Raw genomic sequence first — 22,530 nt, forward strand, 5'->3', positions numbered from 1 at the left:
ACTGGATGCTGATCAATAGCAGGTCAGGCGACTCTGTCCATTTGCCACGTCGCTAGTGCGGGAACGTTATTTCGCTCGATTTCTCGAGGAGGAGCCCCGTCAATCACGTGAGCAACAATGTCACGTGCCGCGTGCCCGGTTTCGAACTCGCAGAAAATTTCTCGGAACCGCTGGAGTCGGGCCGCATTGCCGAGACTCGCATACTCTCGTGAGTTCAATGCCGCGGCCAGACTACTGGCCGTGAGAGCCACCAGCCCCGGCGCATCGATCGTGATGTCGAAATATGTACCTCGTTGAATTCTGTACCGCTCCCAGTCATATGCAAACACTATGATGGGTCTACCCAAATTGGCATAGTCGAACATGGCGCTCGAGTAGTCCGTCACTAGCACGTCAGACGCGAGGTAAAGGTCCTCGACGGACGGATAGTTCGTGACATCAAGCAGGGACTTGTGTAATTCTGTGCCACGCTCGTGTCCAGCCAGGTAGTGACCACGTATCAGCAGAATGTCGCCGTCGTCGAGCGCATCAGCGATGAGGTCGAACTCTGCCGCTGGTATCAGATCACGGCCACGTTCACGGAACGTTGGAACGTAAAGAATCACCCGCGCATCGTCCGCTACGCCTATGCGCTGTCTCGCCAAACTCACTGCTGCTGCATCCACATTGACGAGTGAGTCATTGCGGGGATACCCGTACTCGAGAGTCTTGCACTTAACCGGATAGCTATGTTGCCAGACCTCCGCACTATAGGAATTCGCGACTAACGAATAGTCCCAGTTTTGACATCGCTGAAGGAGCTCATCCACCCAGCGCCGGTCTTGCCCAAGTTCCTCGACACCCATGCGTTTGAGGGGCGTACCGTGATGGAGTTGGGTAAACACCTGCCCAGTACGTTTTCTCCAGAAGGACGGGAGATTCACATCGAGAAAGAAGAATCTTGCTGTCGCGAGCACACGGTAGTACTTGTGGCTTCCCTTGACAACGTACTCCCAACCGACTGGGACATCCTTGGAGTCAGTGGGCCCCACACTCCAAACGATGCGCATATCCGGACGTGCGCGACGAATCTCGCGATCGATTGCCAAACAGTTAAGCCGGGGCGAGCGTCCCCACAGGTTTTCGATGACGACCAAGCGCTGGTCAACACGAGAAAAACGTCGGTACATGTAGTAGAAGCGTCGACTGTGGTAGATCTCTCGCAGGAGCCGAAGTGTGGAGTGGGCTCCCTTGCGAAGAACCTTTTTGCCGGCTCTAACCACTTCGGATGCTCGCATTCGCAATGCAAAAGGGCGGTACGGTAGCGTCCAGAATCGTCTAATTAGCTTCCACTTGTCGCCATCGGTGGGCAGCCTGAAACTCTCGGGTGCCAGGCGATGCACGCTACGACGCGCGCTGGTATAAAACTCCCGGCGCAAGTTCGACGGAATCCGGCTACGTTTCGCGGTGACGAGTGTGATGATGTTTCTCAAGGCGCGCGTGAACACTTCTACGCGCATCGCCTCGGTCACGCCAAGCCCATCCATCATCCCCATCAACCGTTCGAACTGGTCGACAATTTGAATATGGCGAGCGTCAGTACTGCGCAAGATAGAGCCCGACCAACGCTGGCGGTAGCGATAGAGAGGCTCGTCAATAGTCACAATCGATTTCGCTGTAGCAAGAATCGGATAGGACCATGGAATGTCTTCGTAGTAGCCCACCGGAAACTCAACTGCTAGCTCCTCCAGGAACTCTCGGCGGTAGGCCTTGTTCCATGCCACATTGAGGACATCCAGGATCGACAACTGGTCGGCGGCGACAAAGACCCCTTCTACCTGCAGGGGCGCGCGTTGCACACCTTGGACTGCGGATCCGTTCGGGTAAAGTCGCTCGTAGCCAAAAACCACGACATCGGCTGCATTTTGATTGATCGTCGACCGAATTCGTTCAAGTGCTCCCTCGACGAGGTAGTCATCGCCATCGAGAAAGAGGATGTACGCACCTCTTGCCTCCCGCATGCCCAGATTTCGAGCGCGCCCGAGCCCAACATTGCTTTCCGGCCTGGTCACGCGCACAGAGGCGTACTGCTCCGCGAGCTGATCCGCCAGTGCCGATGTTCCGTCAGTGGAACGGTCATCAACGACAATCACTTCCACAGAATCGACCGCCGCTACAGACATGACTGCTTGCCGAAGATAGCCTTGGACGTTGTACGCGGGAATGACAATGGAGAATTCTGGCTCGGGCAAGAGACCCTACTCTCGGGTTCATATCAGATGGCGGCTCGACAGGTGAGTCGCCATCGGTTTCAAGGAAGAGACGACACTCTAGTCATCATCGTCGACATGGTGCCCCTATTCTAAGGGGCCAACTCCGTCTCGAGCCACGAGACCTGCTGCTCGCGCCAAGCCTCCCACGCTCCCTGACTCACATGGCTCTCGAGCCAGTCCACGGCTTCCAGACTGGTGAATACCGGAAGACTTCCGGCCTCAAGTGCCAGGTAGTCACGCACTTGGCTTTCACGAATGATCAGCCCCGGAATCCCCCGTGACACTCCCTCAATGAGCGCAGTTGATCCGACCGAGACTGACCCAAGAACAGGATTGGGCAAGTTCATTCTCATCGGATGCTCGAGGACAGGTTTCCAGTCGGCGGTCCTACCGACCACGCTTTCCAGCCATGCCTCATTTTCTCCGGACATTCCTCTCGGCTTGAAATACACCTGCAGCCGACCAGCGCTCACGAGCGGCTCCAGAGAGGCAAAGAAGTCCCGATAGAGCTGCTCGTGTGTTTCGAGGTCGAGGATGGGCAGGTTACGCATGATGGGACGCCCGCCCACTAGCACCAAGGAGACAGGAGCGTCCGCTATCCACGGCACCTGAACTTCGTTCGGGGTGACGAGCAACGAGGGGTCATGAATGACGCGCACATTGGGCATTTGAGACTCCCACTGCCGCACACCCGCGCGTGTCACTGCGCGAACAGTAGAGATGCGGTGCTTGGCGTGCCATGGCACGTGTACGGGGTTTGAGGAGTGTGGCCAGACATGGATTTTGGCTCCGCGCTGCACCGCCACTGCGGAAACCAGAGCTGGTTCAACATAAAGGTAGTCCCCGATGTGAACGTCAGTTGTCCCCCATCTCTCCATTTGAACTCGGGCCCTGTCTACCACCTCAGTGAAGTAGGGCATCACTGCTTGAGCCAAGAGATCGTGCCAAGACTCCAAAGGCCACCTGCCAACCGACAACGCCGCGTCAACCATCTCACCAGGTATTGGCTTCTGCCTCACAATCCCCGCGCCCGAGTCGATCCAAGCGTCACTCGTCTCGGTGGGTATAACGAGTTTAGTAAATCCGCCACGCGGATGCACCGAACTGTGAACCTCATATTGCCACCCCTGGCGGAATGACCGGTCGTATGCGTAGGCCTTCAGCGGTGCGCCGGAGTTCAAGACCACCCCTCCGTCAATACGTTCGGTCAATCCAACAACTGAACGAATTCCGGAGGTTACCACCAGGTCTGAAGTCTTCTCTGGCAGGCTGCTCCACGTGCGGTTTGCAGGCTTTAATCCAGACCCCATCGAACCTGCGCTCACGGTAGGACCCTTCGGTCGCACCGAACCTGATTCGGTCTTCCCCACGACTACTTCGTTGGGAAACCTCACGAAATACACAGGCAAACCTTTACGCCGCAATGCATCGTAAAGGTAGTGAGGCCCAAATCTGCTTGAGGGGTACGGTGCGAGGTACTTCACGCTGAGGCTGGGCAACTCAACCATTATTGGCAAACCGTTATGAGTGCGAGCGATCTCGTCAGCAATGCGATCGATAGGAATCTTTATCGCGAGCTCATGTTTCACGTTGTGAAATACGGCGCGTGCGACGTCATCATCGTCTATGCCTAGCAGTCGGCCACGTCCACGCGAGAAGCGCCGTGATTGGTGCCATGCGGACCAACTGACAAGGTCCTTGCTGGCGCTACCCTCAGGCCAATGGTCACGGCGCGACAGTCGTAACGCCTCGTCATGAATCGCACTCTCATTCCACAGTTGACCGGCGTAGATAGCCCCCGCAAGTCCGCTCCCCCGTCTGATGCTGAGTATCCGCATTTCATACTCAGCCAAAGGGAATCTCGCGGTGAGGTCGGTCAGTAACTGTTCGCCATCATTTACTCGTTGTGCGTAAGCACACACCTCTGGCGAGGGGAACTTGTCGACCAAGTCCGCAATCACAGCGCTCGGAGGTCCCACCTTCGCCAATCGAAGAATTGTCCCGCAAGCATGCGCAACCAGGTCGGGATTTCTTGGACGGGACGTCAGTACTCGTTCTGCCATCAACATCGCAGCGTCATCCGCACCTACTGCGCGCAATGTCTCCGTGACTCGGACCATGACACGGGCGTGGGATTCCGGTTCGATCCCCGATCCCTTTGGAGACTGTGGCCAATGGTTTGCCAGTTCCGTCCAGCTTTGATCGAACCACGTGAAGTCGCTTCCGCGCTTCGGAAAGGAATCTATGCGTGACTGCCCGGGGTCGTCCTTCTTGTCAAATGCGGACCAAGCTCGCACCGCTCGCGGCCAATCTCCCACCACCATCTCGAGTTCTCCCTGAGCTCGAGACAAAGGCACATTCCGTGGAAATGTTCGGGCACCTCGCTCAAGCGAAGCGCGAGCCTGGCTTAGTAGGCCAAGATGCGTGTAACTCTGCGCGAGTTTGGTGTAGGCAATGGGGGTGAGGTAGAGGCGGCGACGAAGAATCGTGGCCTCGACTAGGTCAACGACGTCTTGCCAACGCCCACCTTGAAAGGCCTCATCTAGTTGCTCATACCATTTCCGCGCACCGGGTTGCATTGCGAAAACAATCCGCCGGGACAAACTGCGTCGCCTCGCGTCCCCGAGGACGGCACTCCTTACCCCCATGAACTACACGCCTACCAGAACTCGTTGTGCACGCAATCTAGCCGATCAACTCCCACGAAACTGGTGTTCCTGTCACCACATCAACCTTGGTGCGACTGCCCAACACCGCATCAATATGTTTCGGAGCCAAACCAGTCGCCGGCCGAATCGTCCGCACGTGGTCCATGGTAATTTCTGTGCCCGCGGGCACGTCCTGGACAAAATAGAGTGAGCGACGGCGAGTCAATGCTCCCTGTTCTCCAGGCTGGGGGCCGTAGCTTACGGTGCCTAAAGATCGGTGAGCACGCTTGGCCTCCGACACTAGCGAAGCCAACTCGTGGGGTTCAAGCGAGAAGGCTGCATCTACGCCACCAGCCTCACGCGAGATTGTTACGTGCTTCTCGACGATTACTGCACCGTGTGAGATCGCGGCAAGGGGGACTCCTATCCCCATCGTGTGGTCCGAGAGCCCGACCTCTACCTGGAATCGTTCGCGCATGTCAGGGATGGTCAAGACGTTGGATTGATCAGGGTCGGCGGGGTACGCAGCAGTGCACTTGAGAATGGCCAATTCGGTGCAGCCGCCCTCTCGAGCTGTACGAACCGCATCATCAATCTCTTCTTCGGTCGCGAGACCCGTCGAGATAATCATCGGCAAGCCAGACTGAGCCGCGTACTTAATGAGAGGAAGATCCGTGTTCTCGAGGGAAGCAATCTTGAGGCATGGCGCGCCCAACTCGACAAGAAAGTCGACTGCCTCCGCGCTGAAGGGAGAGCTGAAGCACTGCAAACCTCGTTCTTGCGCCCGTTTGAAGATGGGCGCGTGCCACTCCCAAGGGGTGTGCGCCTCTTCGTACAGTTCGAAGAGCCTCCGACCAAACCACAGCGACTCAGGGTTGTTGATGATGAAATCGGGGTGATCGATGTCAAGTGTCATCGACTCCGCAGTGAAGGTCTGTAACTTGACTGCATCGGCTCCAGCCTCTGCCGCTGCATCCACGATCGCGAGAGCTGTTTCTAACGACCCATCGTGGTTGCCCGACATTTCAGCGATGATGTACGGCATTTCGCCGTTTCCAATCGAGCGTGAACCGATCTTCATTTTGAGTCTCCTGACTTCAGCAAATATCTACAATAATAGCGTCCGAGGCCAGCACACCGGACTCGACGCTCACCTCCCGACCACCGCGTCGTTCGAGTGGACTCGCCCCTGGGAATCGGTAAGTTCTCACCCAAGCGCGACCGCGCCCGGCAACACACGTCGCAAGCGACGTTGCCAGTTCACTACATTGGCACACAGCGGTAAACTTCTAGTCAGGCTGTGAGGGGCGAGAATGACGAATCCGGAGCCGGAGCCGAAAAGTCTGGAGGAGCGCCTCGCTGTTGCTAGGAGCCTACGAACTGAGGCCCTTGACAATTACCGTGAACTCGTAGAAGAGGCCCGCCTATTGCCTCCCGAGGACACGACACGTGTTGCGCTCTTTAGCGCAGCGGTGCGTGAGCTTTTCGTCGATGAACTCACACACCCCGACCTCATCGAGATAGCCCGCCACCAACGGAAGCCCGTTCTTCAGGTGGACTCGCTTTGGTCGTCCATCGTCAAGCGGCGGAGGATGAAGCAACTCGGCCCAGTTCCTGAAAAGAACCTCGGTATCAGCAAATACAATGACGAGAAGTTCGCCGAACTGGTCGGAGTGAAGACAACGAAAGCCGTTTTTCGCGGAACTTTTGCCGACATTCCTCGCGACGCCAGGATGGTGGTCGTCAAACCTATCGGCAGCTCAGACTCCAAAGGCGCCTTTTACGTTCTTGACGGAGGACAGCTGGTCTCAATTGCCGACTCCGATGAACTTGAGGACTGGACTGAACTGGAAGTTCGCGCGATAAAGCAACTCGGTGGCGAGAATCTAGATGGCGTCGAATGGCAAGTCCAAAAGATGGAAACCTTCGCGGGCAAGCCTGCACGAGACTTCAAGTTTTATATCTTTTACGGACAGATTGGGTTAATTCTTGAGGCGTCCCGCTTTCCCGAGCGAGAGTATGCGTACTTCAACGAGGACTTCACCAGCGCTGCCTGCGGGAGAGATCAAGAACCTAGGTTCCGAGACACCTCTCGCACATTTACAAATAACGGTGGAATATCGGAGCAACAGCTGGAGATGGTTCGCAACTTCTCGGCATCCATCCCGGTGCCGTTCATGAGAATTGACTTTCTCTACACCGACGACGGGTTAGTTCTCTGCGAATTCTCGTCCGCACCCGGCGATTCACACACCTGGAGCCCTGAGTACGACCGCATGATGGGCACGATGTACCTTGATGCCGAGCGCAGGCTCATCTCAGACTTGCTTGCAGGAAAAACGTTCCCTGCATTCTCCGTGTTCAACCCACACAAGTGAGTGTTTGGCGGCACTGACACAATTCGTATCGGCGGGGATCGCGCGCGAAAATGGCCGAGCGCCGTGAGTTTATGGTTGCTAGGGCTTGTGGTGCTGCTCACGAAGTGCTTGAGCCAGCGCATCCGGAGTGGGCCCAGAGCCCGTGACGGGAAGTGTGAAACCAGGAAGACCAGCTATGGGCCCGTTCTCACCTCCGTCGGCGCGCACGAGGAACGTTGGTCTCTGCATCGACCTAAAGTGCAATCGCCCGAGATACTCTCCGAGGATGCCGAGTGACAGCATCATCGCGCCACTGAACAGGGCAATCATTGAGGCGAGCGTAGTGAACCCCGCGACTTCGATCGCTCCGAAAAAGTATCGAATCATAATTGTGAAAAGCATGATGAATCCGACCAGGGAGACCACCGCACCTAACCATGCAACGAGCTTCAGCGGCATCGTGCCGTACCCAGTAACCATGTTCATGGCGTGGCGCACGAGTGAACGCAGCGTGTAGCCAGATCTCCCCTCGGGCCGTTCATCCATCTCGACTTCCACCTTGCGGATAGAACTTGTGGTCCAACTCAACAGAACGTCGAGGTTGCCGAGTTGATCGGCCACGTGTGCAAAGCCTTCGCGTAGGTCGGTACGGAACGCACGAAAGGCACTCACGTCCTTCGCACTGGGCACTTGCGCGGCGGCAAGCCCAGCCTTGACTGTGCGCGATGCCATCGAGCGGAAGAACCCGTGCTCCTCGTTCTCGGGCACACCGTAGACAAGGTCGACAAGGGGGTTGTCGAGAGGAGCCACGAGCTTGTGAATCTCTTCAGGACGATGTTGCAAATCATCGTCGAGTGTGACAGTGACTCCGTATCGGGAGCGCATCAGCCCAGCGAATAGTGCGTTGTGTTGCCCATAGTTGCGTCGCAGTAGCACCGCACGGACGAGACCTGGCTGCTCCGTTTCAAGATCGTGCGCAACGGCGTAGGTGGCGTCAGGCGAGTTGTCTACTACCAGGATGATTTCATAGTTTTCGGCGATCTCGGGCAGTCGCTCAAGGAGCCGGCGCACGAGCTCACGCAGTGAGTTCTCCGAGCGGTAGCAAGGAATAACAACTGAAATCTGCATTTGGGTGACCTTAGTGGTTCGATGAGAGGCGGTTGCGGCGGAAAGTAAAGAATTGGTGGCTCAGGAAGCTCACAACCGCGATCACGAGGATAGAGAGGATCTGCGCAATGAGGGGATCCCAGGAGAACACCTCGACGAGGAACGGCGTTGCCAGCACTCCAGCAACGGCACCCGATGCCCAGACTGACAGAAAACGTACGAAGTCCGGGATCACTGCTCCCGTCGACTGAAAAACCAGTGAGCGGTAGAGCGGGAATGCGATGCCAATGGTGATGGCCTGGGCCAGGAGGATCGCGAGCATGTAGTGCAGTCCAAGGTGCAGGCCGAGCCAAACGAGCGTCAGGTAGCCGAGCGAGGTGCTACCTGCAACTACCAGATATCGAACCTGGTGACGCCCCCAGACCTGCTTCAGTTTCTTGCGCACCGCCCTACAATAGTCGGTTTGAAGTCTGGGATACTAAATGCATGTCGCGAATTGCATTCACCAAGCCTTACCAAACCGGTCTTGAGTCAGAGTATTTCCGCGAGGCGCTGGCGTCGGGCGTATGGCAGGGTGACGGTGGTTTTACTGCACGAGCCACATCTTGGCTCGAGACCTACACAGGGGCCCCCCATGCGTTGTTAACTACTTCTTGCACTCACGCACTTGAGCTTGCGGCAATGCTGTTACGGCTTGGGCCAGGGGATGAAGTGATCGTCCCATCGTTCACCTTCACCTCGACGGCGACTGCGGTTGCGATCCGGGGCGCCGTGCCTGTGTTTGTGGACATAGATCCTGTCACTCTCAACGTGGACCCGGCACTCGTTGAAGCAGCCATCACCGCAAATACTCGCGCGATATTTGTGGTGCACTATGGCGGAATAGCAGCGGACATGCCAGCGCTCTTGTCCATTGCGCGGAGGCATGGTCTAGAAGTGGTGGAAGACAACGCACACGCACTCGGTGCTTCACTCGACGGGAAACACCTCGGCACCTTTGGCGCGCTCGCTACACAGAGCTGGCACGCGACCAAAAATATTGCATGCGGAGAAGGCGGAGCACTACTTATCAACGACAGTTCGCTTCTGGAGCGCGCGGAAGTGATACGGGAGAAGGGCACCAACCGGGCACATTTCCTGCGGGGCGCTATCGACAAGTACACCTGGGTTGACCAAGGGTCGTCGTATCTTCCCTCCGACCTTTTGGCAGCAGTGTTGATGGCACAGCTTGAGCGTTTCGAGGAGATTCAAAGCCTCCGGCATCGAGTTTGGAATCGATACAGTTCAGACCTTCAGGACTGGGCGATCCAGCACGGTGTGGGAACCATGAGCGTGCGCCCAGGCGTCAGTCATCCTGCGCACATGTTCTATCTGATGATGCCGTCCCCGAAAGACCAAGCGGGTCTTATCACGCATCTTGCGAAACAGGACATCGTGGCCGTCTTCCATTACCAGCCCCTCGATTCCGCCCCAGCAGGGCTTGAGTTGGGTTATACACCTGAGCCGTGCGGTGTGACTGCTGACGCGGCAGCTCGCCTTGTTCGCTTGCCTTTACATGGGGGGCTAACCGACGGCGACCTTGACAGGGTGCTTTCAGCGGTAACGTCCTACGCTCCGCTCTCATGAGTTGGGCTGGCCTGAACGGCACGGACACTTCACTGGCGGAGAGCCCATTCGAGAGCGCGCGATTCGAAGCCACTGTCTCTCGTTTAGTGGTTGGACAACACAGCGAACGTGGAAATGCTGCCACGGAGGCTTTGGCTAGTGCACTCGAAACTAGCAATCAGGACTTGATTATTTGCCGTTGGCCGGGCGAACGGATCGAGCTCGCCGCCGCCGCGGCGCGATCATCTCGGATAATACTCCCGGCCGACACACTCGCCTATTGGGAAATACCTGTGGGCGAACTGCAACTAACTGAGCCAATTGGCGAACCCCACGTCGCTGTCCGGGTCGCAAATCTCGCAACTCCGGCGATATCTGCGCTCCTTGAGACGATCATCTCCGATTCCTTCAAGAACTACGGCAACCACTACGCAGTGAACCCCTGTCTGGACGACGAACTCGCGCTACGCGGGTACATCGAATGGGCGAAACGATCGCTATCAGACTCACCCGACAACGTACTGCTGATGTACAAGGCAGATCTGCCCATCGGCATCGCTACTATATGTTCCGACGGTAGAGATCTCGAGGTCGAACTGGCGGGTATCGTCACTGCGCAACAGGGTAAAGGACTGTATCGGGTGTTGCTGGCCGCGATCGGTGACCAAGCGGAGAAGCTAGGGTGCGCGCGTGTCATCATTTCTACTCAAGTGCACAATGTGCGCGTGCAGCGCGCCTGGGCAAGGGCGGGTTTCAAGCCATTCGCAACCGTGTCCACCGTCCACGCTATGTCGAAGCCGTTCTGGACCCAAAGCCAACGCGGATCGTTGGCTATTGACCGCTAAGCGCGTATTTCGCTTCTGTGGCGGCCTTGATGGGACGCCACCAGTTCTCGTTATTGCGGTACCAATCAATCGTCGTGCGTAGTCCGCTTTCAAAATCAACGTAGCGCGGTATCCAGCCGAGCTCATCACGCAGGACTGACGCGTCGATGGCGTATCGCAGATCATGGCCCGGGCGGTCGGCGACGTATTCGTAATCGTCGGCCGCGTGGCCCATGAGCTGTAGCGTGAGCTCCACGACCCTCTTGTTGCTTGTCTCACCGTCCGCACCGACTAGATAGGTCCGGCCGATCTCTCCTCGGTCGATGATCCGCAACACAGCGTCGTTGTGATCGTCAACATGGATCCAGTCCCGCACATTCACGCCAGAACCATAGAGCTTTGGGCGAACCCCATCGATCAAGTTAGTTATTTGGCGTGGAATGAACTTCTCGACATGCTGGTAGGGGCCGTAGTTGTTTGAGCAGTTGCTAATGGTTGCGCGAATGCCGAACGAGCGGACCCATGCGCGCACAAGTAGATCAGAGCCCGCCTTAGAAGCCGAGTATGGGCTCGACGGGTTGTAAGGAGTAGTTTCGGTGAATCTAGCGTCATCATCGAGCTCGAGATCGCCGTAGACCTCGTCTGTCGAAATATGGTGAAATCGCACATCGTACTTGCGTACCGCTTCTAGAAGCTCGAATGTACCGACCAGGTTTGTTTGCACAAAAGGACGCGGCTGTGCAAGAGAATTGTCGTTGTGTGATTCGGCGGCGAAATTCACAACTGTGTCATGAGTGCTCACCAGCCGATCCACCTCAGCGGTGTCGCAGATATCTCCCTTGACAAGGCGGAACCGTCGCTCATCTAGATCCGCGAGTGACGCAAGGTTGGCCGCGTAGGTCATCGCGTCGAGCACCGTCACGTCATGCTCGGTAGTTTCGAGAAGACGGCGTACGAAATTGGCGCCTATAAATCCTGCACCACCAGTAACAAGAATGCGTGACATGGCAATGATTCTATGTCACTACCGCCTCGTCCTCGGCTCAGCTCTCAGCTGGAGATGGGATACTGGAGCCATGCGCGGCATAATCCTCGCCGGAGGTTCCGGAACCCGACTTCATCCGATCACCAAGGCGACTAGCAAGCAGTTGCTGCCGGTTTACGACAAGCCGATGATCTATTACCCGCTTTCGACTCTGATCTTCGCGGGTATTCGTGAGGTCCTTGTGATCACGACTCCGCACGAGGCTTCCCAATTTCAGCGGTTGTTGGGAGATGGATCTCAGTTTGGGATCTCCATCGAGTATGCGGTGCAGCCTGAGCCTGCTGGCCTCGCCCAGGCATTCACCATTGGTGCGGACTTCGCAAGTGGTCACAAAGTATGTCTAATACTTGGCGACAACATTTTCTACGGACAGGGACTCGGCACACAGCTGAAGCAACTCGCAGACATCGAGGGTGCAATGGTCTTCGGCTATCGGGTTGCGGATCCAGCGGCGTACGGCGTCGTCGAGTTCGACAGTGATGGGCGAGTTTCCTCCCTCGAGGAGAAGCCCGAACACCCAAAGAGCCACTACGCAGTTCCCGGCATCTACTTCTACGACGAACAAGTCGTTGATATCGCGCGCAACGTTCAACCGTCGTCGCGCGGCGAGTACGAGATTACCGATGTGAACCGAGAGTACCTGCGCCGCGATGCTTTAAGGGTCGAGGTCTTGCCCCGCGGAACTGCCTGGCTCGACACTGGTACGTTCGACTCACTCAATGAGGCGACGAACTTCGTACGCACCGTTCAAGCGCGTCAGGGCCTGCAAGTAGGGTGCCCGGAAGAGGCCGCCTGGCGGGCAGGCTTCTTGGATGACGAGGAACTGCGCACACGCGGTCTAGAACTGTCGAAATCAGGGTACGGCCGCTACCTGCTTGGTCTGCTCACGGAACATACTTTGCGCTAGTCCAGGCGATAGACGGCTACGTCATCGTTGGAGAATACCTCCGTCGCATAGTCGCCGATATCACCGGCAACTTCACTGCGAGTTTTCGCCGCGAAAAGCCAGGTTACATTTTGCGCCTTTAGCGCGCCCATTGTCGCCGCGCTTGGGTCAATGAAGGCCGCATCGTTGAGTTCCAAACGATCAGTGTCGTGGAACGGCTGCAGGCTGTTGTTTAGATCATTGACGCCACGAGCCGCGTGAGCAGCATTCGTGTAAGCCCATCCCTCGATGAAGACCGGGCGTTGCGTGAAACCACTCACCCAAAACGAACGGCTCGGGCATGGGTCGCTCTCTTGCTCCGGCCAACAATGTGCGTTGGTTGCGATGACATCGTCAGGATTTGAATGTTGGCGCAACCAGTCAGCCGCGACGAGCTCCTCTGTCGAGACCTCGAAGGGTGTTGGTTCCGCGGGTACGGAAGCTTTGAGTGAGGCCAAGGGGAAAAACAGCGCGCCCGCGACAAGTGCTACAGACAAAGCGAGCAGCATTTCTCGCCTACTTGTATCAGTCTTCGCAAGCACCCAGACGAGCAGTGCTGCGAGAATCGCGAACACTGAAATTGCGCCCACGATCACCACCGCTCGCAAGGGGTGATCTGCGCTTATCACCGCGGGAACTGAGGCACGAATGACCGAGAGCACCAGGATGCCCGCGATTGCTCCTGCCAACGCAACAGCGTCTCGACGCCGAACTCTCTCGGCGAGCAAGTGGAGACCCCAGGCTGCAAGTAGGTACCAACCGATTACCCCCATTCCCAAGAAATATGCCTGGGACCTGCCACTCACGTCGATGATCATCGTCGCGGACATTCCAGCGATACCCATGCCGAGCAACATCCATCCGCCTTCGTGTCCGACCGCACGCCGCAACGGGCGCACGCCCACGAACAACCACGCAAAAGTGAGGAAGTACGCAAGCAGGACAACTGCGACGGCCAAAAGTCCGACTTTGGTGAGCATCGACATCGGAAGTATGCCTCCGCCGAAAGTCACTTGCCTATAGTCGAGACCGAGTGCCTCGGTGTAGAAATCAGCAAATCTAAGCATCGATAGAAACTTGAGACGTGACCCCGTACCGTCATCCCCTAAGAACGGCATGAGCACGAGAAATACAACAAGGCTCGCACCGAGTGGTATGCCCATGAGCTTCCAACTTCGTCGCCTTAGCAGGCTAACAACCAGACCTAGAGCGAATCCGCATATTAGTAATGGAAGAATCGTCGATTTCGAGCCAGGAGCTGCCAACAGCGTGATGACAAACAAGGCCCATTCACCTCGCGTCAAGCGACCCGAACGCCAAAGCCTCGTCAAGATGAAGAGGATCATTAGCATGATCACCAACGCGAAGCTCTGGGAAGGACTCCCCACGTTGAAGGCACCGCCAAAGGGAATCGAAACACCTGTCGGGTTCGGGTTCGGGGTGAGAATGACCATGGCGGCGAACAACACGCCGGGCCACCAAGTTCGTGTGACGGACTTGCCAACCGCCACCGCGAGAGCCACAATTATTGCCATTAGGGGCACGACCCACATGCGTGTGTACAACAAGGGCAATTCGATGCCGGTGGTGAGGGCTTGACTTGCCGAATGCGCTGCGTATAGCCAGTGATAGCTCAGCGAGTCGTCCACTACCCGCATGTCGATAAGGTGGTTGCGGGTGAGAAGGCCGGCGGCGTTACCAAGGTGCCAGTACTGATCGTAATTCCAGCTATTTGGAGATGGGGGCAACGCAGCAGTAAAAGTAACCGAGAAGCGAATTAACATGACGCTGTACAAGACCGCGACTGCGGCAGTCACCCATACTGGCAGTGACTTCGCACTTGGCGATGATTTCCAATATTTACGCAGATTCGGTACCGCGAAGAACGGCACGTAGACGAGTAATGGTCCGAGGATGAGCCAGCCGCCGATGCCAAGGGATACGAATACAAACCACAGCACAAGTTGAAGTAATATACCGAAGCCCGTGCCCATGGCGAGATCGGTGAGTTTGTCACTCCGGCCGCACGTTATCGCTCGCCAGAGCAACGCTCCGGGCACCGTAGTGGTGAAGATAAACACCGTGAAGTACCACAAGAGTGGTAGCACGGGAGTCTCAAGAGTAGCAAGGAATAAGACAGTAAAGAGCAGCGCCGCTAACGCGATCGCAAGATGCGCCCAATCGTGCCCTCGCAAGAATGAACTCTTTGCATACCAGGTCGATGCGGGAGCGGACGACTGCTGCTGGCCGCGCACCCCGGGGGCCGTCGAGTGTGGCATGTTGGCAAAGTTATCACAGGGTCGGCAGCTCCAATTCCGGCCCCCATCCCGAACGGACGGGCCGTGTACAAACCGTCGTCGCGTCTGCCACCGATCAACGCAACAGAACTCTCCGGGAGGGCCCTGGCATTCGGAGATTGAGTGGCTATTGGCGCTCGACCATTTAGTGTTTGATGCTCATCGCGAGAGTTTAACCATCGCGCGCCGCCATTACCTCCGCGACAATCGAGTTAAGCGACGTGGTCGCGTGCCAGCCCAAAACTGCCCTGGCGCGCTCGGAGTCCAGCGCGTAGCAACTCAGGTCTTCCGCCGTCGTTTCTTTGTGCACGACGTTTTCGCCCGGGACACCTGCACACTCAGCGACGGCGTGCGCGATCTGCGCGATCGATACAGGTGCCACTCCACCCACATTAATGGCCAGCCAGTCGCCTCGATATTCCAAAGCCTGCATCGTGGCCCTCGCGACATCTTGTACATGGACGATGTCACGCAAGGCGGCGCCACGCCCATTGATTCTCACGGTGCGGGTTTGCTCGGCCTGCTGGAGAAACGAGCGGATCACTCCAATCCCCGCATGGTCTCCACCGGTGACCTGCCCGATGCGCAAACTCACGGCAGAAGTTCGGGTGTCCATCGTGCGCACTCGCAGCACATCCTCGGCCCAGGATTTTGAAAGTCCATACGGAGTATCGGGACGAGCGTCTCGATCTTCGCGCGCGGCCTCGGTGAGGGTGCTCGGATACACAAGCCTGCTTGAGGCATGGACGACAATCGGGACACCCGCTTCCACCGCCGCCAGTGCAACCTGATCAGTCAGCGCCACGTTCGCGTCAAAATACGCTTCTACGCCGGCCGTCGGATCCCTCACTAGTTGCCCCGCCAAATGAACTACGCCTATAGCGTCGGTCATGAAGGACGCCAGTGGTGCGGTCATTCCCGTCCGCCGACAGGTAAAGAAACCTGGCCGGTCAGAACGGCCTAGGGCGACAGGTGGCACTCCCTGGTCGGTCAGCAACTCGGTCACGTACCTGCCCAAGTACCCACTCGCCCCAGTAACGACAATTGACATTCTAGAAACCGGAGTAGATCTGGTACCCCAAGCGAGCCACCGTGGGGTTGGTGCGGCGCGGCATCTGTCCCGCCTCGAGTTGAAATTCGACGAACTCCGCGTCCGCATGAGGCGCAGATTCCATGTACTGCTCTGTGACACTCTCGTTGGGGTTCTCCAAGAAGAACTCGAGAGTGGTAGGTCGCGGCGTGTCCACGGCAGAAAAATCTGGCCAGGGTTCCCCGAGTAGTCGCGCCAGCACAGCGTCGAGCAGGTCGAAGCCAGTTGAGGTCTTGATCATGCGCCACAAGTGGCAACCATCAAGCCGGGAAGCGATCTCAACTATCCGGGGCCCGTTGCTTGTCACAATCGTCTGGAAATAGAGCGGCCCATTAACCACGCCAATCGCGGAGACGCATTGTTCAACGAGCAACACCAACTCGTCGCTTGATTCAATGGTGCCAGAGTTCAGTGGGATGGAATGCGCGTGAGGAATGCCCACCATGGGGCCAGCCCACACGTGCCGGTCCGAGGGCAGGATTAGTCGGACCTCACCGTCTTCAACAATCACATGCGCCGACACTTCGGGACCTACCAGTAATTCCTCCAGGATGGCATTGCCTGAAATGGCCTCGGATTTGGCAAGTCTCAGCGCCGCGGGAAGATCCTCAGGAGACTCAACAATTGAGATTCCGCGCTGCCCTTGAGAGTCCACAGGCTTGACTATGGCGGGAAACACTGTCCATGGTGGAACCGGGTCTGTCGGCTCGACAAAAAGGTAGGCGACTGGACTGACGCCAGCCTCATCGAGGCGAGCTCGCATCATTTCCTTGTTACGCAGGAGCTCCGTCACTTCGGGACTGTGAAAATGCGGTAGCCCCAGCCGATCGCTTACCTGCGCCACGGTGGGCATAGCGATATCAGAGCCCACGGAGTACACAAGATCCACGCCGATCCGCTGTGCTAAGGCCTGTACGGCCTCCGGATCAGTGATGTCCACAAGGTGAAACTCGTCAGCCACTTCGACCCCAGGACCCTGGCGCCGGTGGCCACAGGCGTGTACCTCCACATCGCGCGCCTGCAAAGTCAAGATCGCATCGACTTGTCCAGCAAGTGTGCCCAGTATTAGTGCCTTCTTCACGTGTTCTGCCTCTCTTCATTCGAATACACAACGTAGGGGTCGAGGACTGCCATCGATACAGCACCGGACTGAACGACGCCGACCGGCACTCCTCCCACCTCAACAATTTCAATAGCCGGACCGTTCTCGATGCCCCTCGAGAACTCCTGCTCTCTCCCGCGCCATATCGCCGGCACGTCTCTACCGCTCATCGCTGCTGTCCCAGCCGTGACGTACGCAGCCGTATCGCTGGCAGTCGCCAGCCTAGACGTCGCCGCAAAGGCATGGCGAGGAATTACCGCAAGCGCGACGCGTGCAGCGCCAAATCCATCAACAATCGCGGGCACAGGTTCTGGCGGATGCTCCACGAATTCTCTAATCGCAGTTTCATAATCCTCGATGCTCACCTCCTCGGAGGTCCCCAACCAGTTGGTGATACCGGCCTCGTGGAATGCCCGCGTAACTCCAGACTGGTTCTCACTTACCGTCGTGACGATGGCCGGCACGCCCACGCAAAGTCGCTCCCATGTGGCTGTGCCACCTGCTCCGATTACCAAATCCGAGTTGGCGAGCATCGGCGCCAGACTCGGCTTCTCAACGTGCAAGGTGAAATGATCATTTGCCTCCACCAGATCCACCAACTGAGGTGTAACTGCCCGCCGTGCACCAATGACTATGTCGACGGCAAATTCTGGAAACCGCACTAGTGCCGCGAGAGCTCGCACTGTTTGCCCAGAGACATCTGTACCACCAAAGCTCACCAGAACGCGACGCGGAGGATGTGCGACCGTCCGCCGACTCGAGGTCAGCCCCCGGTACTCGGCCTGCAACATTGCGTACCTCGGTCCAATGAGCGTCAACGCATGTTCCGGGACCAGAGTGCTATATCGGTCCAAGGTCTTCGGCCCGTACCAGTTGTGGTCGACGAGCACATCAGCTACGTGTTTGCGGTTGGCGAGATCGTCTATCACGACCATGCGCGACGCTGCCTTAGCGACTTCACACTCCCAAGATTGGTCCAAGTGATAGTGGTCGACGACTACAGCGTCCCACGGGCCGCCGGGAGCTCGAACGGTTGCCCGCGCATCGGCCAACTGAGCTTCGTCGGACCACACAGGACCATCGGCGCGTTCTGAGTCCGGCGCCACCGAAAGTTTCCATATTTGGGCTCCCGAGGCGAGTATTCGCGACTCAAACGGCTCACCTGACGCTCGGGTCGCAATTGTCACGCGCACTCCACGGCCAACAAGATCGCTCACCATAGACAGGCAGCGCGCAAGATGCCCAATCCCGATCCCCATTCCAGCATCGACGCGGACAAGTACTCGCGGGCTACTGCTTGTCATAGAGCATCCGGAAGACTCGCTCGGCTCGCTCCCAGTCAATGGGCGTGTCGATATCAACTGCTCGCCATGGCTCCACCACAAAGGGCCTACAGCGAGATTGAACAACAGGAACGGAGGTCATCCAAGCCCTCGCTGTTCCCCAATAGAACTGCCCTATATCGTGGTAGGTCGCTTCTAGGTCCTGAGACCTGGTCAACACATGGTCTTCATAAAGCGGACGCAGTAGCCCGTCGTCGCTCGCTATCAGCGCGCGTTGAACTGGTGCAGGAAACTCCGCAACTGAGATCACAAAGTCAACCACGTCACTGTCAAGCAGCGCAGAGGACCGCTGTAGATCAGACACGGTGGTAAGGACGGCAGTGGGATAGATCACTCCGACGTTGGCATCTGCATCAAGTTCCAGGCTCTGCACTGCGTGCTTAATGACAGGTCGAGCACCGGTGTATGAATCGGACAACTCAGCGGGCCGCATGAACGGAACTATGGCCCCTGAGGCTAGCGCCACCTCAGCCACCTCTTCGCTATCGGTGGAGACAACACACTCGTCGACTACTCCGCTTTCAAGCACTGTCGCCACTACACGCTCAAGTATTGGTACGCCAAGAAAACTCTTGATGTTCTTTCCCGGGATGCGAACACTTCCGCCGCGGGCAGGTACCAATGCGACGCGTTGTGTCACGGCTGTCCGTTCCGTGCCTTAACTAGCGCCTGGATAAGTGCATGAATCACGCGGTCTTGTTCACTGTCTGTTAGCCCGGGCCACATCGGAAGTGAAAGCAGTCCGCTGTAGACGGCTTCTGCGTTGGGGCATAGCCCTGACTCGTAACCACGGTCGCGGTAGTAGCTGTGCTCGTAAACGGGTCGATAGTGAACGTTGACACCGATGCCCTGGTCTCGCAGTTCGGAAAACACACTTGCACGCATGCTTGCCGCGTTCTCGCCGATAATGCGAACCGGATAGAGGTGCCAGGCGCTCGTACGATCATCCTCGACGTGCTGGGTCTCGAGGTTCGGGACCCCCGCGAAGGCCTCTCCATACGCCACCGCGATTTGTCTGCGCCGATCGAGCCAGGCTCCTTGCTTACCCAGTTGGGTGATGCCGAGCGCACACGTGATGTCCGGGATCCTGTAGTTGTATCCCAGCGCGACCTGATCGTACTCCCAAGTTCCCGATGCCTCGCGCGACCGGAAGTCTGTAGCGATTCCGTGGCTCCGGAAAGTGCGCAAGGCACGGTCGTGCTCACCGGTAAGTGTGGTGACCATGCCACCCTCGCCGGTGGTGATGTGCTTGACGGGATGGAAGCTGAATGCAGTGAAATCCGCGATCGAACCAATCCGTCGACCCTGGTAAACCGCACCCGGAGCGTGGCACGCATCCTCGATCAACACCAGCGCAAACTCGTCCGCGATGTCGCGCAATGGTCCAAGGTCACAAGGCGCACCCGCATAGTCGACCGCGACGATAGCTTTGGTGCGATCCGTCACTAGTGAGCGAACGTGAGTGTGATCAATGGTCCAAGTCCGCGGGTCGATATCCGCGAAGACAACCGTTGCTCCCACGTAAACGGCAGCGTTGGCGCTCGCTACGAACGTGAGCGAGGAGACTATGACTTCGTCACCCTCGCCCACCCCGGCAGCCAACATCGCGAGGTGAAGCGCCGCTGTGCCAGAATTCACTGCCACTGCGTGAGGTGCCTCCACGTACTCTGCGAAAGCCTTCTCGAACTCTCCAACCTTGGGTCCCGTAGTAAGCCAGTCGCCTTGTAGGACGTCTGCAACGGCTTGAAGGTCGTCGTCATCAATTATCTGACGACCATACGGAATGAACGGCTCGGAGGTCACAGCGAAGACTCGATCAGACCGCGGATCTCCTCCACATCAAGGAAGTCTTCATTGGTGCCGCTGTTGTACTGAAAGCCGTACTCGCACATGCGGCCCGGAGTCTCAGAACTGGTTTCCATGAATTTGGCCACATTCCACGCATGGAACGAGGGGAGAATTACGTAGTACTTGTCGAACTCCACTGTCGACATGGCGTCCGTCTCAGTGATCATCTCCTCGTGAAGCTTCTCCCCCGGTCGTATGCCCACTACTTTTTGTTCCGCATCAGGCGCAATGGCGGACGCAACGTCAACAACGCGGTATGACGGAATCTTGGGGATGAACAACTCGCCGCCCCACATCCGCTCGAGACAATCAAGAACGAAGTCGACGCCTTCCTGCAATGTGATCGTAAATCGTGTCATTCGGTCGTCGGTAATCGGAATTACCCCTTCGATCGCCCTCTCTTTGAAGAACGGCACGATCGAGCCACGCGACCCAAGGACGTTTCCGTAACGCACAACAGCAAACTTGATGTCGCGCTTGCCACTGTGATTATTGGCCGCCACGAAAATCTTGTCCGATGCGAGCTTGGTTGCGCCGTACAAGTTAATCGGAGCCGCTGCCTTATCGGTGCTAAGCGCAATCACTCGCCAGACTCCCGCAGCAATTGCGGCATTGACGACGTTCTCGGCGCCGAGGATGTTGGTCTTCACCGCCTCGAACGGATTGTACTCAGCCATCGGTACCTGCTTGAGGGCCGCGGCGTGAATGACGATGTCTACGTCTTCCATCGCCTTGGTGAGTCGTTGCTCATCGCGCACGTCACCTAGGAACCACCGCATGGTGGACATATGGCTCTTGAATGGCTCAATATTCTGCATCTCGAACTGCTTGAGTTCATCGCGGCTGTAGACAATGACACGCTTAGGCTCATATTGCTCGAGGAGCGTCTGGATGAAGCGCTTGCCAAACGAACCCGAACCACCCGTCACGAGAATGGACTTCCCGTTGATGATCGCCTTATCGATAGTCATGTTTCTCCTAGTTCACACCGGTGCCGTATTCACCGCGCAGTGGTTTGAAATTCTACTTTGAGGTCTCGCTCGGTCGCCTTCTCAACGAAAGCGAACGCATTTCCAACTACAACAAACCAAGTTCGGTCACAGCATCGCGCTCTTCAACCAACTCAGCGACAGAAGCGTCAATCTTCTCGCGCGCGTAATCGTCAATCGACAGCCCCTGAACTATCTCCCAATTGCCGCTTACGGACTTCACGGGGAACGAGCAAACGATGCCTTCGGGGATGCCATAGGAACCATCGGACGGAACTGCGGCCGACGTCCATTCGCCCTCAGGCGTGCCGTTGACCCAGTTGTTCACGTGCTCGATGGCCGCATTCGCGGCCGAGGCAGCAGACGATGCTCCACGGGCGTCGATGATCGCCGCGCCGCGCTTGGCGACGGTGGGAACGAAGGTGTCCTTGACCCAAGCATCGTCTCCGATGACCTCGGTGGCAGGCTTGCCATCAATGGTCGCGTGGGCGATGTCCGGGTACTGCTTGGCGGAGTGGTTGCCCCACACGATCGCGTTCTTGACGTCGCGGACGGGAACGCCGGACTTTTCCGCGAGCTGAGCCAGGGCACGGTTGTGGTCCAGGCGCATCATCGCGTTGAAACGCTCAGCTGGAACGTCAGGTGCGTTGGATGACGCGATCAGCGCGTTGGTGTTCGCGGGGTTGCCCACCACGAGGATGCGCACGTCGTCCGCGGCACCGTCGTTGATGGCCTTGCCCTGCGGGCCAAAGATGCTGCCGTTAGCCGCAAGCAGGTCGCCGCGCTCCATGCCCGGTCCACGCGGACGCGCACCCACGAGCAGGCCGATGTTCGCACCCTCGAAGCCCTCAGTGGGGTTGTCGTAGATATTGATGTCGCCCAGCAGCGGGAACGCGCAGTCCTGGAGCTCCATGGCGGTGCCCTCGGCTGCCTTCACACCCTGCGGGATCTCCAGCAGGTTGAGGTTGACGCGCACGTCAGGCCCCAACAGGTGGCCCGAGGCGATGCGGAAGAGCAGCGCGTAGCCAATCTGGCCCGCCGCTCCGGTCACCGTGACATTGACTGCATTGTTGCTGACTGCGTTCGACATATCAACTA

Annotated in this window: 18 protein-coding genes; 4 read left to right on the forward strand and 14 right to left on the reverse strand. The window is 57.4% G+C overall.

Annotation, left to right across the window (positions count from 1 at the left end):
• Positions 1–23: 23 nt before the first annotated feature.
• The 3 genes from AOP73_RS01375 to pseI form a co-directional block, all read right to left on the reverse strand.
• Positions 24–2,231, reverse strand: a complete 2,208-nt coding sequence (locus tag AOP73_RS01375; protein WP_084626469.1) for a bifunctional glycosyltransferase/CDP-glycerol:glycerophosphate glycerophosphotransferase — start codon at positions 2,229–2,231, stop codon at positions 24–26.
• A gap of 110 nt (positions 2,232–2,341) precedes the next feature.
• A complete protein-coding gene (locus AOP73_RS01380) occupies positions 2,342–3,577 on the reverse strand; it encodes a hypothetical protein (RefSeq protein ID WP_152650500.1) in 1,236 nt (411 codons plus the stop codon).
• Between the two features lie 1,360 nt (positions 3,578–4,937).
• Entirely contained in the window at positions 4,938–5,981 is a 1,044-nt protein-coding gene (pseI, locus tag AOP73_RS01385; RefSeq protein WP_061962864.1) for a pseudaminic acid synthase, read from the reverse strand.
• 232 nt (positions 5,982–6,213) lie between these two features.
• Between pseI and AOP73_RS01390 the strand changes: the two genes are divergently transcribed.
• Positions 6,214–7,278, forward strand: coding sequence for an ATP-grasp fold amidoligase family protein (locus AOP73_RS01390; RefSeq protein ID WP_061962865.1), 1,065 nt, complete (start codon positions 6,214–6,216; stop codon positions 7,276–7,278).
• Positions 7,279–7,356: 78 nt separating this feature from the next.
• On the opposite strand, the gene AOP73_RS01395 is transcribed toward AOP73_RS01390, so the two are convergent.
• Positions 7,357–8,385, reverse strand: a complete 1,029-nt coding sequence (locus AOP73_RS01395) for a glycosyltransferase (RefSeq protein ID WP_061962866.1) — start codon at positions 8,383–8,385, stop codon at positions 7,357–7,359.
• Positions 8,386–8,395: 10 nt separating this feature from the next.
• Entirely contained in the window at positions 8,396–8,809 is a 414-nt protein-coding gene (locus AOP73_RS01400) for a GtrA family protein (RefSeq protein WP_061962867.1), read from the reverse strand.
• 41 nt (positions 8,810–8,850) lie between these two features.
• Between AOP73_RS01400 and rffA the strand changes: the two genes are divergently transcribed.
• Both rffA and AOP73_RS01410 read left to right on the forward strand, forming a co-directional pair.
• Positions 8,851–9,990: a dTDP-4-amino-4,6-dideoxygalactose transaminase gene (gene rffA, locus AOP73_RS01405; protein ID WP_061962868.1), complete on the forward strand. Its 1,140-nt coding sequence runs from the start codon at positions 8,851–8,853 to the stop codon at positions 9,988–9,990.
• Positions 9,987–10,814, forward strand: a complete 828-nt coding sequence (locus AOP73_RS01410; RefSeq protein WP_152650501.1) for a GNAT family N-acetyltransferase — start codon at positions 9,987–9,989, stop codon at positions 10,812–10,814. The genes rffA and AOP73_RS01410 overlap by 4 nt, the downstream gene beginning before the upstream one ends.
• Here AOP73_RS01410 and rfbB read toward each other — a convergent pair.
• Positions 10,801–11,799, reverse strand: coding sequence for a dTDP-glucose 4,6-dehydratase (gene rfbB, locus AOP73_RS01415; RefSeq protein ID WP_061962870.1), 999 nt, complete (start codon positions 11,797–11,799; stop codon positions 10,801–10,803). The genes AOP73_RS01410 and rfbB overlap by 14 nt on opposite strands.
• Positions 11,800–11,869: 70 nt before the next feature.
• Here rfbB and rfbA point away from each other — a divergent pair, with 70 nt between their 5' ends.
• On the forward strand, positions 11,870–12,745 hold the full coding sequence (rfbA, locus tag AOP73_RS01420; protein WP_061962871.1) for a glucose-1-phosphate thymidylyltransferase RfbA: 876 nt from the start codon (positions 11,870–11,872) through the stop codon (positions 12,743–12,745).
• Here rfbA and AOP73_RS01425 read toward each other — a convergent pair.
• The 8 genes from AOP73_RS01425 to AOP73_RS01465 all read right to left on the reverse strand — a co-directional run bounded on the left by AOP73_RS01425 (position 12,742) and on the right by AOP73_RS01465 (position 22,522).
• Positions 12,742–15,042, reverse strand: coding sequence for a hypothetical protein (locus tag AOP73_RS01425; RefSeq protein ID WP_061962872.1), 2,301 nt, complete (start codon positions 15,040–15,042; stop codon positions 12,742–12,744). The genes rfbA and AOP73_RS01425 overlap by 4 nt on opposite strands.
• A 190-nt stretch (positions 15,043–15,232) precedes the next feature.
• Positions 15,233–16,219: an NAD-dependent epimerase/dehydratase family protein gene (locus AOP73_RS01430; RefSeq protein WP_084626470.1), complete on the reverse strand. Its 987-nt coding sequence runs from the start codon at positions 16,217–16,219 to the stop codon at positions 15,233–15,235.
• A complete protein-coding gene (locus AOP73_RS01435; RefSeq protein WP_061962874.1) occupies positions 16,113–17,231 on the reverse strand; it encodes an ATP-grasp domain-containing protein in 1,119 nt (372 codons plus the stop codon). Before AOP73_RS01435 ends, AOP73_RS01430 begins: the two co-directional genes overlap by 107 nt.
• Positions 17,228–18,556, reverse strand: coding sequence for a UDP-2,4-diacetamido-2,4,6-trideoxy-beta-L-altropyranose hydrolase (pseG, locus tag AOP73_RS11680; RefSeq protein WP_084626471.1), 1,329 nt, complete (start codon positions 18,554–18,556; stop codon positions 17,228–17,230). The genes AOP73_RS01435 and pseG overlap by 4 nt, the downstream gene beginning before the upstream one ends.
• Complete coding sequence (pseF, locus tag AOP73_RS01450; protein ID WP_084626472.1) at positions 18,543–19,235, reverse strand: pseudaminic acid cytidylyltransferase; 693 nt, start codon at positions 19,233–19,235, stop codon at positions 18,543–18,545. The genes pseG and pseF overlap by 14 nt, the downstream gene beginning before the upstream one ends.
• Entirely contained in the window at positions 19,232–20,398 is a 1,167-nt protein-coding gene (pseC, locus tag AOP73_RS01455) for a UDP-4-amino-4,6-dideoxy-N-acetyl-beta-L-altrosamine transaminase (RefSeq protein WP_061962878.1), read from the reverse strand. Before pseC ends, pseF begins: the two co-directional genes overlap by 4 nt.
• A complete protein-coding gene (pseB, locus tag AOP73_RS01460; protein ID WP_201774481.1) occupies positions 20,395–21,414 on the reverse strand; it encodes a UDP-N-acetylglucosamine 4,6-dehydratase (inverting) in 1,020 nt (339 codons plus the stop codon). Before pseB ends, pseC begins: the two co-directional genes overlap by 4 nt.
• 106 nt (positions 21,415–21,520) lie before the next feature.
• Complete coding sequence (locus AOP73_RS01465; protein ID WP_061962879.1) at positions 21,521–22,522, reverse strand: malate dehydrogenase; 1,002 nt, start codon at positions 22,520–22,522, stop codon at positions 21,521–21,523.
• Between the last annotated feature and the right edge of the window lie 8 nt (positions 22,523–22,530).

This window comes from Demequina aurantiaca (assembly GCF_000975135.1).
GTDB classification, from domain to species: domain Bacteria; phylum Actinomycetota; class Actinomycetes; order Actinomycetales; family Demequinaceae; genus Demequina; species Demequina aurantiaca.